15 protein-coding genes are annotated in these 14,619 nt (G+C 60.5%); 4 read left to right on the top strand and 11 right to left on the bottom strand.

The window, feature by feature from the left end; all coding sequences use genetic code 11:
- The first annotated feature begins 53 nt into the window (after positions 1–53).
- Positions 54–1,067, top strand: coding sequence for a zinc-dependent alcohol dehydrogenase family protein (locus J3364_RS01625; protein ID WP_349556141.1), 1,014 nt, complete (start codon positions 54–56; stop codon positions 1,065–1,067).
- 170 nt (positions 1,068–1,237) lie between these two features.
- Here J3364_RS01625 and J3364_RS01630 read toward each other — a convergent pair whose 3' ends face one another.
- The 3 genes from J3364_RS01630 to J3364_RS01640 all read right to left on the bottom strand — a co-directional run bounded on the left by J3364_RS01630 (position 1,238) and on the right by J3364_RS01640 (position 5,961).
- Positions 1,238–2,431 carry a pyridoxal phosphate-dependent aminotransferase gene (locus J3364_RS01630; protein ID WP_349556143.1) on the bottom strand — a complete coding sequence of 398 codons (1,194 nt, stop codon included), beginning with the start codon at positions 2,429–2,431 and terminating at the stop codon, positions 1,238–1,240.
- 88 nt (positions 2,432–2,519) lie between these two features.
- Positions 2,520–4,292 carry a thiamine pyrophosphate-requiring protein gene (locus J3364_RS01635; protein WP_349556145.1) on the bottom strand — a complete coding sequence of 591 codons (1,773 nt, stop codon included), beginning with the start codon at positions 4,290–4,292 and terminating at the stop codon, positions 2,520–2,522.
- A gap of 85 nt (positions 4,293–4,377) precedes the next feature.
- Positions 4,378–5,961, bottom strand: coding sequence for an FMN-binding glutamate synthase family protein (locus J3364_RS01640; protein WP_349556147.1), 1,584 nt, complete (start codon positions 5,959–5,961; stop codon positions 4,378–4,380).
- A gap of 360 nt (positions 5,962–6,321) precedes the next feature.
- On the opposite strand from J3364_RS01640, the gene J3364_RS01645 reads away from it, so the two are divergent.
- The 3 genes from J3364_RS01645 (at position 6,322) to moaA (ending at position 8,589) form a co-directional block, all read left to right on the top strand.
- Positions 6,322–7,125, top strand: coding sequence for a cation diffusion facilitator family transporter (locus J3364_RS01645; RefSeq protein ID WP_349556149.1), 804 nt, complete (start codon positions 6,322–6,324; stop codon positions 7,123–7,125).
- A 195-nt stretch (positions 7,126–7,320) separates the two neighbouring features.
- Positions 7,321–7,578 carry a MoaD/ThiS family protein gene (locus tag J3364_RS01650; RefSeq protein ID WP_349556151.1) on the top strand — a complete coding sequence of 86 codons (258 nt, stop codon included), beginning with the start codon at positions 7,321–7,323 and terminating at the stop codon, positions 7,576–7,578.
- Positions 7,579–7,587: 9 nt separating this feature from the next.
- Complete coding sequence (gene moaA, locus J3364_RS01655) at positions 7,588–8,589, top strand: GTP 3',8-cyclase MoaA (protein ID WP_349556153.1); 1,002 nt, start codon at positions 7,588–7,590, stop codon at positions 8,587–8,589.
- A gap of 171 nt (positions 8,590–8,760) precedes the next feature.
- Here moaA and J3364_RS01660 read toward each other — a convergent pair whose 3' ends face one another.
- The 8 genes from J3364_RS01660 to narJ all read right to left on the bottom strand — a co-directional run bounded on the left by J3364_RS01660 (position 8,761) and on the right by narJ (position 14,619).
- Positions 8,761–9,162: a ribonucleotide reductase subunit alpha gene (locus J3364_RS01660; RefSeq protein ID WP_349556155.1), complete on the bottom strand. Its 402-nt coding sequence runs from the start codon at positions 9,160–9,162 to the stop codon at positions 8,761–8,763.
- Positions 9,155–9,583, bottom strand: coding sequence for a putative zinc-binding protein (locus J3364_RS01665; RefSeq protein WP_349556157.1), 429 nt, complete (start codon positions 9,581–9,583; stop codon positions 9,155–9,157). Before J3364_RS01665 ends, J3364_RS01660 begins: the two co-directional genes overlap by 8 nt.
- 33 nt (positions 9,584–9,616) lie before the next feature.
- A complete protein-coding gene (locus J3364_RS01670; RefSeq protein ID WP_349556159.1) occupies positions 9,617–10,357 on the bottom strand; it encodes a Crp/Fnr family transcriptional regulator in 741 nt (246 codons plus the stop codon).
- A complete protein-coding gene (locus J3364_RS01675; protein WP_349556161.1) occupies positions 10,323–11,588 on the bottom strand; it encodes a molybdopterin molybdotransferase MoeA in 1,266 nt (421 codons plus the stop codon). The genes J3364_RS01670 and J3364_RS01675 overlap by 35 nt, the downstream gene beginning before the upstream one ends.
- A complete protein-coding gene (gene moaB, locus J3364_RS01680) occupies positions 11,588–12,151 on the bottom strand; it encodes a molybdenum cofactor biosynthesis protein B (RefSeq protein WP_349556163.1) in 564 nt (187 codons plus the stop codon). The genes J3364_RS01675 and moaB overlap by 1 nt, the downstream gene beginning before the upstream one ends.
- A 171-nt stretch (positions 12,152–12,322) precedes the next feature.
- Entirely contained in the window at positions 12,323–13,132 is an 810-nt protein-coding gene (locus J3364_RS01685) for a peptidylprolyl isomerase (RefSeq protein ID WP_349556165.1), read from the bottom strand.
- A gap of 51 nt (positions 13,133–13,183) precedes the next feature.
- Positions 13,184–13,861 carry a respiratory nitrate reductase subunit gamma gene (narI, locus tag J3364_RS01690; RefSeq protein WP_349556167.1) on the bottom strand — a complete coding sequence of 226 codons (678 nt, stop codon included), beginning with the start codon at positions 13,859–13,861 and terminating at the stop codon, positions 13,184–13,186.
- Between the two features lie 17 nt (positions 13,862–13,878).
- A complete protein-coding gene (narJ, locus tag J3364_RS01695) occupies positions 13,879–14,619 on the bottom strand; it encodes a nitrate reductase molybdenum cofactor assembly chaperone (RefSeq protein WP_349556169.1) in 741 nt (246 codons plus the stop codon).

Raw genomic sequence — 14,619 nt, forward strand, 5'->3', positions numbered from 1 at the left:
AGCGGGGAAACGTTGGCCAACGGCCCTAACCCGACAGGAGAGGAGGCTCTGGAATGAAAGCCATGGTACTGAATGCCCCGGGCGGATTTGATCGAATCGAAGCCATCGAATCCCGGGATCCGGGCGAACCCGGTCCAGAAGAAATCCGCGTCGCCATCAAGGCCAGTTCCCTGAACTTCCACGATCTACTGGTGGCCGCTGGAATGATTCCGTCAGACGACCAGCGGGTACTCATGTCCGACGGTGCCGGCGTGGTCGAGGCGGTGGGTGACGGCGTCACCGAGTTCGCCATCGGAGATCACGTGGTTTCCGGTTTCTTCCCGCAATGGCTGGATGGCGCACCCATTCCGTCCGTCGGTAACTTTGCGGGAACGCCGGGTGACGGTATCGATGGCTTTGCAGCCACGCAGGTGGTTAGGGCGGCGACGGCCTTCACCCATGCACCTGAAGGCTGGAGTCATGCAGAAGCGGCCACCATCACCACGGCCGGCCTGACCGCCTGGCGAGCCCTTGTCGTGAATGGTGGAATCAAGGCCGGGGATACCGTGCTCACGCTGGGTACTGGCGGCGTATCCATCGCGGCCATTCAGATTGCCAAGGCGATGGGAGCTACCGTCATTGCCACGTCGTCCTCGGATGACAAGCTCAAGCGGGTTCAGGAATTGGGTGCCGATCACCTGATCAACTATCGCACCACGCCGGAGTGGGGCAGCGCGGTTCAGGATCTTACCGACGGACGAGGCGTCGACCACGTCGTGGAGGTGGGCGGCCCAGGGACCTTGGCCCAGTCGATCAATGCGGTTGCCGTGGGCGGTCACATCGCACTGATCGGGGTGCTGACCGGCCGTCAGGGCGACATTCCCACCGGGGCGCTGATGGCCAAACAGGCAAGGCTACAGGGCCTGATTGTAGGCAACCGCCGCCAGCAACAGGCGTATGTCGCCGCCCTGAACCAGACCGGGATTCGACCGGTGATTGACCGCACCTTCCCCTTCGAGCAACTGGCTGATGCGTTCCGCTATCAGGAAAGTGGCCAGCATTTCGGCAAGATTTGTGTTGAGTGGTAGCCGTTGAGCATAAAGACCCGCCATACGTTTCATTGGAAAAAGCGGCGGGTCTTTTTATGGGATAGTATGAACCACGATCAACGTGGTCCCTGCGAAACCCGTCGTGAGGGTGTCTGACTGGCGTTCTGTGTAAGACGTGCATCGGCGTCCTTGCCGCCGCCGGAAACTGGTTACGCAAAAGCCTGCTTCAGGCGAACCAGACCTTTTTGAATGGATTGGTCATTCGCCGCGAAAGAAAGTCTCATATGTCCCGGTGCATTGAACGCAGAGCCGGGGATCATGGCAATGCCCAGTTCATCCAACAGCCAATCGGCCAATTCCCGATCATCGTTAACGTCAGACAGGGATTCGATGACGGGAGAGAAGTCTGGCAGGCAGTAGAAACTGCCCTGAGCAGGAAGGCATTTGATCCGTTCTATCTTCTTCAGGCCATCGGCAACCTGGCGAGCTCTGTCGGAAAACACCTGCGTCATTTTTTTAACCTCGTCGAGCCCCCCATTTAAAGCGGCCGTCGCCGCGACTTGTGAGACAGCAGCAGTGTGCGAATTTGTCTGGCCCTGGAGCTTTTGCATCTCCTGGATAATATCTTCAGGCCCGGCCGCGAAGCCCACTCGCCACCCGGTCATGGCATAGGCCTTGGACACCCCATTGATGACGACCGTGCGATTCTTTAATGACGGGCAGACATTGACGATGTTGGTGTAGGGCTCGTCAGAAAACCGCAAATGTTCATAGATATCGTCAGACAGTATGACGACGTTTGGGTATTTCAAAAGCACATTACCCAATGCCGCCAGATCCTCACGGCTATACACCTGACCGGTTGGATTATTGGGGCTGTTGAGAATGAGAACACGGGTACGGTCAGTGAGAGCCGACTCGAGCGATTCCGGAGTCAACACGAAACCGTCTTCGTAATGAGTGGTGGCATTGACGATCCTTGCAGCGGCGATCTCTGCAATGGCCGGGTAGGTCCCCCAGTGAGGTGTCGGGATCACAATCTCATCACCCGGTCCAAGCAGCGACAGGCACGCGTTGAAAAGGCCCTGCTTGGCACCGCAGGTGTGCATGATCTGCTCATGACTGTAGTGAAGGTGGTTCTCGATCTCGAGCTTACGCTGGATAGCGTCCTTTAATTGCGGTAAGCCACCAATTTCAGTGTATCGGGTAAAGCCGTCGTCCAGGGCCCGTTTTGCCGCATCGATAATTCCTTGAGGCGTGTTGAAGTCAGGTTCGCCAGCATCCAATCTGACGATGTCGTGACCGTCATGAGTCAAGGCCTTTGCGCGAGCGCCAACGCGGAATATGGCAGATTCCGATAGATCATTGACGCGCCGGGCGAAATGATGGGTGGTCTTTTGCATACGGTTGCCCTCCCTTGATGTGCGTAACATTGACGTTCGCGTCGCCCCGGAGCTGACAGCCTCTGGTGGCGGATCGTGGCTGTCAATGTCAGTGTTTGGCCGCCAACTGTTTCAGGGACTGCTTCATCATGCGATAGGCTGACGGATCGCCCTTGATCATCGAGGCGATGAATCCCTTGGCCTGATCGAAATTGATGTGTGGGGGCAGAGGGCCGATTTCCGGATCGACGTAAGCATTGATGACGACGGGGCGGTCCGCGTTGAGGGCTTCTTCCCAGACGCGATCCACATCCTCCGGCTGAGCCATGCGCAAACCCTTGAGACCGAGCATCTCCGCGTACTGATCGTACGCAAAATCGGGAAGGTCCTGGGATGTTTCGTATTTGGGATCGCCTTCCATGATGCGTTGCTCCCAGCTGACCTGATTGAGATCCTGATTGTTAAGGACCAGAACGATACAGCGGGGATCTTCCCACTCCTGCCAGTACTGTGAGATGCCGATCAGGGCCTGGTTGCCGAGCATCTGCATGGCGCCGTCACCGACCATCGCCACGCCGGGACGATCAGGGTAGGCAAACTTGGCGGAAAGGATGTAGGGGACCCCGTTACCCATCGACGCCAGTCCGCCTGACACCGATCCCATCATGTCGCTGCCAATCTTCAGGTAACGGGCATACCAGTTGGTTGCCGAACCGACATCACAGGCAAGCATGACGTTATCCGGGAGTTGTTGGTTGAGTGACCAGAACACATACTGGGGGTTGATCGGCGACGCGGAAGTCTGGGCTCGTTTGCCGAGCAATGCCCACCAATCCCGGGTTTCCTCGATGATTTTTTCTTGCCAGCTGCGATCCTCTTTTAGGGACACGCGTTCGATCAACGCCTGGACGATAGCCGCCGCATCCCCGTGTAGATTGACCTCGGTGGGATAGCGAAGTCCGAGCGCTTCGGCATCGATGTCGATCTGTATGGCTCTTGCCTGACCCTCAGGAGGCAGGAATTCTGCATAGGGGAAACGAGTGCCAACCATGAGCAACGTATCGCAGTTATCCATCAGCATCTGGCTGGGCTGTGTTCCCAGGAGTCCCATCGTACCGGTCACGAAGTCACGATCGTCCGGGACAATGACTTTGGCGAGCAAGGCCTTGGCGACCCCGGCGCCGATCTTGTCGGCCAGCGCCATAACCTCGTCGACAGCATGCTTACAGCCGGCGCCGGCCAGAATCGCCACCTTTTGCCCCTCGTCGAGTATGGCGGCAGCCTCGTCGAGATCGTTGGAAGCCGGCAGCCAGGCCGGCTTGCGATAGCCAACACCGGAGTAAACAGCGCCGTGGGAGGCTGACGGCATTTCCATTTCCAGATCCTGGACATCGTTGGGTACGACGATGGTGGTGACGGTCCGTCGTGCCAGGGCAATGCGGATGGCCTGGTCGATGAGATGCCTTGCCTGGACGGGATCGGACACCATGTGCACGTAATGGCCGGCAACGTCCTTGAATAACGACGTCAGGTCGATTTCCTGCTGGTAATCGGTACCCAGGCTTGCGCGAGACTGCTGGCCAACAATGGCCAGTACCGGCATATGATCTTTCTTGGCATCGTAAAGCCCATTCAGTAAATGGACCGCTCCCGGACCGGAGGTGGAAATGCACACGCCGACTTGCCCTGTAAACTTGGCGTGGGCACTGGCCATAAAGGCCCCGATCTCCTCATGCTGGGGTTTGACCATACGAATGTCGGGCTCGGCCCGGCGTAGTGCGGCCATCATTCCGTTGATGCCATCACCCGAGTAGCCGTAAACCCTGCCGATTCCCCAGGTCTTCAGGCGTTCAACAATAAAATCGCTTACTGTCTGTGTCATGACTCCTCCAATCGATCAGTCGGTTTGCTTAGAGGATCACAAGGCGTGATCGAAAACCGGTCTGCCGCAGGGATCGTGATCGACGCTAGAACCGGCTGGCACTGGCTTTTTCCCAATCCGCGGCGTAGTCGGATGGTAATGCTCCGGATAGAAAGTCGCCGGTGGCCACCCGGGGATGCATTTCCCGATACGTACAGGCCGGGCCATATTCGGGGCGGTGATAGATGTGTTCGGGACCGAGCAGGTCCGGCGAGGTCAGCCCCAGGGCTCCGGTTATATCGAGCAGGGACTGGACGGTGGCGTTGTGGAAGTTGCGCACCCTCAAGGCCTTGGATGGCACGTCCAAGGATTTTGAACGGGCCGGGTTCTGAGTCGTTACGCCGGTCGGGCATGTGTCCGTATGGCAACGCTGGGCCTGGATGCAACCGACGGCAAACATGAACGCTCGGGCGGCGTTGCACATGTCCGCGCCCAGGGCGAGCTTGGTGACCATGTCGAAGCCCGTTGCGACCTTGCCACTGGCGATCACGACGATGTCATCGCGCTTGCCAATGCCCTTCAGGCAGTTGTCGACGAAGGGCAGGGCTTCGTTGATGTACGTCCCGATGAAATCCTCGAATTCCGCCGGTGCGGCCCCCGTGCCGCCCTCGGCACCGTCGATGGTTATGAAGTCCGGCTGTATCCCGGAATCCAGCATCGCTTTACAGATGCCCATGAATTCGTCGCGTTTGCCCAGGCACAACTTGAAGCCGACCGGTTTGCCGCCGCAGAGCTCCCGCAGGCGCTGCATGAATCGAAGCAGGCCGACGGGGGTATCGAATTCAGGGTGCTGGGCCGGGGAGAGGCAGTCCTTGCCTTCTTCGATTTCCCGGGTCCTGGCGATCTCCCGATTGACCTTGACCCCGGGAAGCAGTCCGCCGTGGCCGGGTTTGGCGCCCTGGGAGACCTTGATCTCGACCATCTTCACCTGGTTGTCCGAGGCTTTCCGGGCGAACTCGTCGCTGTCGAAACGGCCGTCGCGCGTGCGGCAGCCAAAATAGCCGCTGGCAATTTCCCAGATCAGGTCACCATCGTGCACCTTGTGGTAGGGGCTGATGGCACCTTCGCCGGTATCCTGGGCGAAGTGGCCCAGTTTGGCGCCCTTGTTCATGGCCAGAACGGCGTTGCTGGACAATGAGCCAAAGCTCATGGCGGAAATGTTCAACCGCGAGGAATTGTAGGGTTTTGAACACTGCGGCCCGCCTATCTTGATCCGCCCGTAGGTAGGATCGACCTGCTTGGGCGCAATGGAATGCTGGGCGAAATCGGCGCCCGCGCCCTCGACATCGCGCCGGGTGCCAAATGGCACCGTGTCGCTCTGCCCGTCGGCTCGTTTGTTGACGATATCCCGCTGCTCGCGATTGAACGGGCGACCGCTTTGTTCGGACTCGAAAAAATACTGCCGGAGTTCGGGGCGGACAAATTCCAAGAGGTACCGCAAGTGGCCCAGAATCGGGTAGTTGCGCAGCACATTATGTTTCGAGTGAAGATCGAAAGCGCCGACCACGGCCAGCAGGGGGAGTATGGCCCAGGGGATGAGCCCGTATGGATTCCAGATTGAGAGTGCCACTCCAAGCAACAGGGTTGCCGCGACAAACAAGGTGTAGATCAATCTTGGGAAGCCAAGCATGTGCCCCTCAAAGTGCCTGTAGAAGCTACCAGCATGGATCATCCGGCGGTTGTCTAACAAATCCTCAGGCGTTAAGGAACATGACGATAAATTCATCCCACCACTGAGTGGCCCGCCAGCGGTATGGTGTCGACACGATCGGCTCTACATCCTAGCGTGGAGGTTCCAGGGTATCCCGTGTGAGCGGATCCGTACGCCGCCCACTAAGCATGAGGCGGATTAATGCGGCTTTTCTGATCATCACTTCGGCGAGGCTATGGAGACTTCCGGCCTCGCCGGCACCGCAGCGTTTTCGCTTGACCCTGTAACGACTACAACCTTTATTGTTTTAAACAATGTGTATCGGATCAGGGTGTTTGGATGGATAGCTGTTGCGAGAACAAAGCAGGAGAACTGGCTGAACTGAAAGGGCGGCAGGGACGAGTGCTCTACATCGTTCTCGCCATCAACACGGCCATGTTTCTGTTCGAGTTTTTCGGCGGGCTATGGGTCGGATCCACCGCGCTGCTTGCGGACTCGCTGGATATGTTCGGCGATGCCACCGTCTACGCGTTGACCTTGTACGCCCTGCATCGCAGCGCCCGCACCCGCGCCGGCGCAGCGATGGTGAAAGGCATCTTCATGCTGCTGTTCGGTGTCATGGTTATTATCGAAGCCATCAACAAGAGCCTGCTCGGGATCGTTCCCCAAGCTGAGTGGATGGGCGCGATCGCCCTCGTTGCACTGGTCGCCAACACCGCCTGCTTCCTGTTGCTGAATGCACACCGCAGCGACGACCTCAACATGCGCTCGACCTGGCTGTGTTCCAGGAATGACCTGTTCGCCAACACCAGTGTCATTATTGCCGCGGGCCTGGTTGCCTATACCGGAACCCCGTGGCCGGACGTGATCGTAGGCTTGGCCATCGCGGTGTTGTTCCTTCATTCGGCCTGGCAGGTGCTCACCGAAGCCTGGCGCGAATGGAAACGGGCGGATAGTGACGACAGCATCGAAGTTCCGGGTGCGACGGTTGTCCCGGCGGATGACTCCTGCTCAATCGATGATGCCGAACCCGAGGGTTCAAGCTGCTCGACATCGGGCAAACCACAGAAAAAGGGTGGCTGCTGCGGGCCTGGAACCGACGACCATTGCGATTCGGACGCCGGCTCTAAAGTGAAGCCATAAAATCTACCTAAGCCCGGTACCCTGGCGAACTTGAGCCGTGTTGAATGGACTGATCCACCGGAGTCGCCCGGTCCGGCCTGTGGGTCGCATTCGTTATGTCACCAATGATCCGCCAGCCTACCCCAAGCGGGGTATCGGCCGATGGTTGGACGCCTGCAACAATGGGACTTTCCAACCATCACCGAACGCCCCGTTATGACACATTCCATCACCGTTCGCCTTTTTGCCCAGCTCCGGGAGTTGTCGGGCATCGACGGATTTGACTACGAGCTTCCCGCCAACGGAATGCCGCTCTCTGCCATCGTGGATTCGCTGAAACAGTCTCCCGGATTGGCGACAGCCCTCGAAGATGTGCGGCTGATGACGGCCGTTAACCAGACCATGGTGCGAATGCCCCATCACGTGATGCCCGGAGACGAGCTGGCGCTGTTCCCGCCGGTGACCGGCGGCTAAGGGGAGGCTATGCCCGCAAAGACGATTCAGCCCTTGAAGGACCGCTTTGGCCGCACGATCAACTACGTGCGCCTGTCGGTGACGGACCGCTGCGATTTCCGTTGCGTCTACTGCATGGCCGAGGACATGACCTTCCTGCCGCGCCAGCAGGTGCTGACCCTCGAGGAGATTGCCCGCCTGGCGCGAACCTTTCAGAGCCTGGGGACCGAGAAGATTCGCCTCACCGGCGGCGAGCCGCTGGTCCGCAAGGACATCCTGGATCTGGTGGGGGAGATCGGTCGTCTCGGCCTGCGCGACTTCGCCATGACAACCAACGGCAACCAGTTGTCGAGACTGGCCGAACCACTGCGCGAAGCCGGTCTGCAGCGGCTGAACATCAGTCTGGATACGCTGGATGCCGGGCGATTTCTGCAGATCACCCGAACCGGCCAGTTGGACCGGGTCCTGGACGGCATCGATGCCGCCCGCGATGCCGGATTCCGGGGCATCAAGCTGAATGCGGTGATCATGAAAGGCCGCAACGACGATGAAATCCTTGATCTGGTGGCGTTTGCCCGGCGCAAGCAGGTGGACATCAGCTTTATCGAGGAAATGCCGCTGGGTCAGATCACCGACCACGATCGGGGCGAAAGCCTGTGCAGCAGCGATGAAGTCCGTGCCCGGATCAGCCGCTACCACGACCTGTTTCCCACTACCGACGACAGCGGTGGTCCGGCCCGTTATTTCCGCATGCCGGACAGCCCGGTGCGGATTGGCTTTATCTCTCCCCATTCCCATAACTTCTGTGCCACCTGCAACCGCGTGCGGGTGACTGTCGAGGGCCGCTTGCTGCTGTGTCTGGGCAATGAGCATTCGGTGGACCTGAGGCGCGTGCTGCGAGGCTATCCGGAAGGTGATGGCAAACTGCGCGAAACCATCATCAAGGCCATGGACCTCAAGCCGGAGCGGCATCACTTCAGCAGTGACGGGGACGTGCAGATTCTGCGGTTTATGAACATGACGGGCGGGTGAGCTCGGTCGTTGCTATCCCGCAGCCTGACGGCTGCTCCGAAGCCAAAGAGGGTGTTGCAAAAGTCCCAGTATTCCAAAAGTTACGTCGTACACGCCCTCTCCCCCGCCCTCTCCCCTCGAGGGAGAGGGCGGGGGAGAGGGGGAAGCGCCTATCGGATACCTGACTGTCCATCACCCGATCGCCAGCAACTCCCCCTCCCGCGAAAACGCCAGGTAATTCCCCACATTCCCCAACCGTATCGTCTCCACCATCATCGTCAGCGGTTGCTGTGCCTCATCGGTAGTGGGCGCCTGCCCGCCACGGCCGGACATCGCCGCAACGAAGACCACGTCCCAGTCCTGACCGGTGGCGCGGGATTCCTCAACCAGTGCTTCAAAATGGCGAACGTCTTGCAGAGGCTTGTCGACGCAGATGACCGGGCTCAGTGTGCCGCCTTCACCACGGTCAAATCGACGTTGTTCTTCGACCGAGGCGTCTTCAGGCAATTCGGCCCGGCAGAACACGAACAGGAAACGCTGGGGCTCAGGCTGGGTATCGGCAGCCTCGATCAGGTCGCGGTAGCTTTCAATCATTGGTCGTTCTCTCGTTTGTCGTATGGCCGGGCTGTTTCCTGGCATCACTATCCAGATTGCCGGTCAGGACCAGCTGGCAGACGTCGTCCACGGCGTCTTCGCCATAACTCTGGCCGTAATGTTTCCTGAAGCCGTACTCGTAGAGTCGAATATGGCGCCCCGGGTGTACCCCGATGTTCTCGAGGCAGGCGCTGGCGCAGTGCAGGGGGCAGCCGTCGATGACGGTGATCGGCCGGCCGGACCGTGCGACATTGACCAGCGGTTTGACCTTCCCGCCGACACCGGAAATACACGACATCTCAAATGCGCCGGCATGGTCGAGATGCACCGCGGCGTTGTTTGCCAGTTGGGCGACGTCGGAGCATCCCGAGCAGGCGTAGATCAAAGGGCGGTTCTTGCGGGGTTCGCTTGCTGTCGTCATTCCTCCTCCCGAGTGCTTTCTGGTGCGTTTTTCCTATCGGCTGAGCTGCATCAGACGCCGGGCGTCTGGGATCACCAGGCGGCTGCCGTAAACTTGTAGCAGGCCATTATTCTTGAGCTCATTGAGTTGCCTCGAGAAGGTCTCCGGCTGCATGGCCAGGCGCGAGGCAATGAGACACTTGGGCAGTGGTAATTCAATTTCGCTCTCCTGTTTGGCGTCGGCCGGTAGCAGGTCCAGAAGGTAGCGGATGACCCGCTCCCTTGCACTTTGCACCGTCATGATTTCCAGGTCGTGGAAACGGGAAACGGCTCGCGCTGCGAAGTGGGCCAGGGCGTTTTCTGCGTAGTCGGTGCTTGACCGGATCAACGCCCGGTAGGCGTCGATAGGAATACTCAGTACCAGGCTGGGTTTGAGAGCCTCGGCGTAGCAGGCGTAACGCGCCGGATTGGCATAGATCATGACCTCCGCCAGGCAGTCGCCAGCTGTCAGGCTATCCAGCGTGCGCTCGAACCCGGAGTAGTCCAGGCGGTACAGACGCAGTTGCCCGGATACCACGAAATAGAAATGATGGGCTTCGGTATCCTGCCTGTAGATGAGTTCGTGTGGGGACAGGTTAATCCGCCGGACACGCATCGACAGAGCCCGGAAATCCCGATCGCTGAGGTGGTTGAAAAGGGCATGACGGCGCAACGCCTCTGTCGCATCGTCACCGCAGAATGCAGCGTGATGGACGATGTTGTCAGCGGTAGAACTGGTCGCGATGGACAAAGTCATATTGCGCTCCTTCAATGATCGCCTGATAGGGCGGAATGATCAGGTAGCCGTCCGCGCGGCAGGCGACGGACAACAGTCCGGACCCCTGTGATCCCGACAGGGTGGCGTGCCACTGGCCCCGCCAGTTCTCAAGATTGACGCGCAGGTATTCCTGCCTGGGAATGGCTCGCGTCCGGCTGAAACCGGCGTGCACGCGGATGGGGATGATCGGCTGCATGGCCAGGCCCATCAGCCGTCGAATGTAGTCGCCTGCAAGGACTTCCAATGTAAGCAGGGCGGCCATGGGGTTGCCCGGCAAGCCAATGATCGGCGTTGTCCCGACGTAACCAAAAGCGAAAGGTTTGCCGGGTTTCATCGCCACGCCCCATAGGCTCAGCGATCCCAATTCCCTGATCGCCTGGCGAACATGGTCCTCCTCACCAACCGAGACGCCACCGCTGGTGATAATGAGATCGTGGTCCCGGGCGGCCTGTTCCAGGGCCAGGCGCGTTACCTTCCGGTTGTCGGGAATCTGGATGACGGGCCCAACATCGCACCCAAGGCGCTCCAGGGCACCCCGCAGCGAGAAGGCGTTGGCGTTGTAGATCTGTCCCGGCTCCAACGCCTGACCGGGCGATACGACCTCGTCGCCGCTGGTCAGGATGCCGACTTTCAGGCGTGTGCGAACGTTGATGTCGGCCAGCCCCTGGCTGGCCAGTAGCCCCATCTCCGGAGCTTCCAGGCGGGTCCCTTCGTTCAGGAGCAGGTTCCCGGCCTCGACATCTTCGCCGGCGCGACGAATGTTTTGCCCACGGGTTGGGGACGAGTTGATCCGGATGCGATCCGGTCCCACCGGCTCCACCTGTTCCTGCGGAACGATGGTATCGACGCCTGCCGGCAACGGAGCACCGGTGAAGATACGGGCCGCAGAACCCGGTTGCAGTGCCGGGGGCAGCACGCCCGCCGGCACTCGTTGGGAGACGGGCAATTCAGCGCTATCGTCCAGATCGGCCAGTCGCAGGCCATAACCATCCATTGCGCTGTTGTCTCGGGGAGGCACGGACAGGGGGGCGGTGATGGATGAGGCCAGGATACGACCCCGACAGAGGGCCAGTGGCAATTTCTCGATACCCGCAAGGCATTCCGCTTCACGTTCCAGAGCCGCCTGCACGGCGGAGATTGGCATCAGAATGTTCATCCGCTTGCCGTCGCGGGCCGCAGGGCTTTCGGTATCACAGATGCAGTCGCTCATCAGGCCGGCTCCCCCTCTGACCGTGAAGCACAGTGCTCGTCCCGTCGGGCGACCAGTTCGCCGACGAAGTTGCAGGGGCGGTGACGACTGTCAAGCTGGGGCCCAATGATGTCGTTCCAGGCCAAAGCGCAGGCGCGCGGGGCGCCCGGCATGGCGCAGATCAGCGTCCGGTTCGCCAGTCCCGCGACCGCCCGTGACTGGATCGTTGAGGTGCCGATGCTGGCCAGGGAGAGGTGCCGGAACAGTTCTCCATAACCCTCAACCACCTTGTCGAACAGGGGCAGAAGCGCTTCCGGTGTGCTGTCGCGACCGGAGAACCCGGTGCCTCCGGTGACCAGCACGACCGGCACGTCGGCGCGGGCAATCCAGTCCGACACTACGGCCCGGATCTGGTAGATGTCGTCCTTCACCAGCCGGCGCTCGGTGAGTCGGTGGCCGGCCTCCTCAAGGCAGCGTTGCAGGGTATCGCCGGACTGGTCGTTGGCCAGGGTTCGCGTATCCGAGACGGTGAGAATGGCGATATCCAGTGACTGGAACGGGCTGTCAGCCGAGGCATGGGACATACGGGAATCCTCCGGGAAATCAGGTTTCTACTGTCTTCCATGGTACGGCGGGGAGGCACGTTGTTCGCTCCCCCAGAGGGGGTATTTGGGTGGGTGTATTGGGGTATATCCGGGCGGGGAAGGCCCCGGTGGAATCGCATTCACCGGGGCGGACCATCAGGGCGGGAAACCCTACTGCATCAGCGGCGAGTCGGGGAGTTCCAGGTCAACACCTTCGACGCCGTATTCCAGCGCCAGCGTCTGGATATACTGCCGTAGCCAGCGCCGGGTGACCTTCTCCTGGAGATAGCGTCGGATGGTGGATTTGGCGAGTTCATACGACAGCGGTTGTCCCTCGATCCGCCGGTCGACCCGAACCACATGCCAGCCATAGCGAGTTTCGACCAACTGCAGGTGCAGCCCCTCCGGCAGTCGCCAGACGACGCGCTCAAACTCCTCTACGGTCTGGCCTTTGGCGATCTGCCCCAACTGTCCGCCCTGCTTGCGGGATTCGCAGGCGGAGTGGGCCAGCGCGAGCCGGGCAAAGTCGGCCCGACCGTCGGCCAGGCTGGCGATCAGTCGCCTGCCGGTGTCTTCCTGTTCGGACCGGGCGACAATATCGTCCGGCGCGGCAGCCAGCAGGATGTGGCTGACCGCCAGGAGCGTCGGCGTGCGGAATTGGTCCGGGTTGGCGTCGAAGAAGCGCCGGCAGTTGGCGTCGTCGGGTTCTGGCACGTCGATGACCTGGTCAATCAACGCCGCGATGCGTTCCTCCTCGTCGAGGTCGTCGCCGATACCCCGCCCGACGGCCTTGCGCAGCAGCAGTTCGCGGATCACCAAGCTGCAGGCGGCGTGATGCCAGGCCTCCCCGATCTCATCCGCCGGGTGATACTGCAGTTCCGTGGCGATGCGGTCTTCATGGATTTCCTCGCCGGCGACCCGGACCGCCGGGAACGGGTGTTCTTTGAGGTCGCTGACGTCGATGGCGTTGATCAGGTTCATTGGTTTGCTCCGTACGGGAGCCGAAGCTCCCGGTTGTTCGGGGTTGGGCGACTAGATACGGCGACGGACAACCTGGTAACGGCGCCCCAGGTACTCCAGGGGAGCGCTGAAAACATGGACCAGCCGCGTGAAGGGAAACAGCACGAAAATCGTCAGCCCCAGGAAGATGTGGACTTTATAGATCCAGTGCACGTCCCGGATGTAATCGGCGGCGCCGCCCTGCAAGGTGAAGATCGATTGCGCCCAGGATCCGAAGAGCAGCATGGTATGCCCGTCCAGATGGCCCAGCGTGGGGATGATGGTGAGCAACCCCAGCGAGACCTGGATGAGCAGGATCACGATGATCAGGATATCGGCGACGCTGCCGGCCGCCCGCACACGCGGATTCGTCAGGCGACGGTAGGTCAGCATCGCGGCGCCGATCAGGCAGGCCACACCCGCCACGCCACCCACGACGATCGCCATCACCTGCTTGGTTCCGGCGCTCATGAAGGGCTCGTAGACCCAGTGGGGCGTCAGCAGGCCGACAATGTGACCGAACAGGATCACCAGGATGCCGACGTGAAACAGGTTGCTGGCCACCCGCATCCCGCCCTTGGCCAGCATCTGGCTGGAGCCGGCTTTCCAGGTGAACTGGGCCGTGTCATAGCGCGCCCAGGTGCCGATAACGAACACTGACAGGGCGATATACGGGTAGATTCCGAAGAGCAGTGTGTTCAAGTAGTCCATGGTTGTTCTCCCGCGCCTCAGGCGCCACCAATCTGCTGTTTCATGGCGTCCTGCATCAGCTCGTCACTGAGGTGGACACGTTGAACCTGGTCAAGCTCCTGCCGGCGCTGGCCGACGAAGTTGCTGTTACCACAGGATTCCCCCTGGTCGTCGAGGAACTTGACCATCTCCTCTTCCCAGACCTTGTCCAGGGCTTCGGGGGTGTCGTCCCGTTCTTCAGCGGCGACCAACGTGGCCAGTTCCTGCCGATCCGGCGCCTGGCCGGCGAGGGTCAGCAACGCGTCGAAGGGCAACTGGTAGAAGCTCTCCCTCTGGTGCAGGCGCTCGGCGAGCAGGCCCAGGATGTGGTGAATGTCTTCCAGCCAGGTCCGGATCTCCTGCCAGCCGCGGGTGGAGAGATACTCCAGGAAAAGGGGCAGGTGGTCGGGCAGCTCACGCACGTCGAGCTCCAGGCCGGCCTCGGCGTAGTGGTTCATCAGGTCCACCATGGCCTGGCCGCGGTCGCGGGACTCGCCATGGACATGCTCGAACAGCAGCAGCGACAGGGAACGCCCGCGTTCGAACAGGGACACGTAGTTCTCCTGCAGGTCCATCAGGTTGCCGACACACAGCCGTTCGATGCAGGTGAGCAGGGCGTGCTTCTGCTGGGGCGGCAGGCGGTCGTCCGCCAAGACCGCCGCCACCAGTTCGTCCTGGGCCGCCTGCAGTTCCGCCGTGGGGTACTCCAGCAGGCGGGCGATCACACGTAGGGTTTGCAT

The organism is Marinobacter sp. NFXS9 (assembly GCF_040148665.1).
Lineage (GTDB): Bacteria > Pseudomonadota > Gammaproteobacteria > Pseudomonadales > Oleiphilaceae > Marinobacter_A > Marinobacter_A mangrovi.

Bases quoted from the DNA above. Each gene is read 5' to 3' on its own strand.
- J3364_RS01625 (WP_349556141.1), top strand. From the start codon at position 54: ATGAAAGCCATGGTACTGAATGCCCCGGGCGGATTTGATCGAATCGAA.
- J3364_RS01630 (WP_349556143.1), bottom strand. From the start codon at position 2,431: ATGCAAAAGACCACCCATCATTTCGCCCGGCGCGTCAATGATCTATCG.
- J3364_RS01635 (WP_349556145.1), bottom strand. From the start codon at position 4,292: ATGACACAGACAGTAAGCGATTTTATTGTTGAACGCCTGAAGACCTGG.
- J3364_RS01640 (WP_349556147.1), bottom strand. From the start codon at position 5,961: ATGCTTGGCTTCCCAAGATTGATCTACACCTTGTTTGTCGCGGCAACC.
- J3364_RS01645 (WP_349556149.1), top strand. From the start codon at position 6,322: ATGGATAGCTGTTGCGAGAACAAAGCAGGAGAACTGGCTGAACTGAAA.
- J3364_RS01650 (WP_349556151.1), top strand. From the start codon at position 7,321: ATGACACATTCCATCACCGTTCGCCTTTTTGCCCAGCTCCGGGAGTTG.
- moaA (WP_349556153.1), top strand. From the start codon at position 7,588: ATGCCCGCAAAGACGATTCAGCCCTTGAAGGACCGCTTTGGCCGCACG.
- J3364_RS01660 (WP_349556155.1), bottom strand. From the start codon at position 9,162: ATGATTGAAAGCTACCGCGACCTGATCGAGGCTGCCGATACCCAGCCT.
- J3364_RS01665 (WP_349556157.1), bottom strand. From the start codon at position 9,583: ATGACGACAGCAAGCGAACCCCGCAAGAACCGCCCTTTGATCTACGCC.
- J3364_RS01670 (WP_349556159.1), bottom strand. From the start codon at position 10,357: ATGACTTTGTCCATCGCGACCAGTTCTACCGCTGACAACATCGTCCAT.
- J3364_RS01675 (WP_349556161.1), bottom strand. From the start codon at position 11,588: ATGAGCGACTGCATCTGTGATACCGAAAGCCCTGCGGCCCGCGACGGC.
- moaB (WP_349556163.1), bottom strand. From the start codon at position 12,151: ATGTCCCATGCCTCGGCTGACAGCCCGTTCCAGTCACTGGATATCGCC.
- J3364_RS01685 (WP_349556165.1), bottom strand. From the start codon at position 13,132: ATGAACCTGATCAACGCCATCGACGTCAGCGACCTCAAAGAACACCCG.
- narI (WP_349556167.1), bottom strand. From the start codon at position 13,861: ATGGACTACTTGAACACACTGCTCTTCGGAATCTACCCGTATATCGCC.
- narJ (WP_349556169.1), bottom strand. From the start codon at position 14,619: ATGCAAACCCTACGTGTGATCGCCCGCCTGCTGGAGTACCCCACGGCG.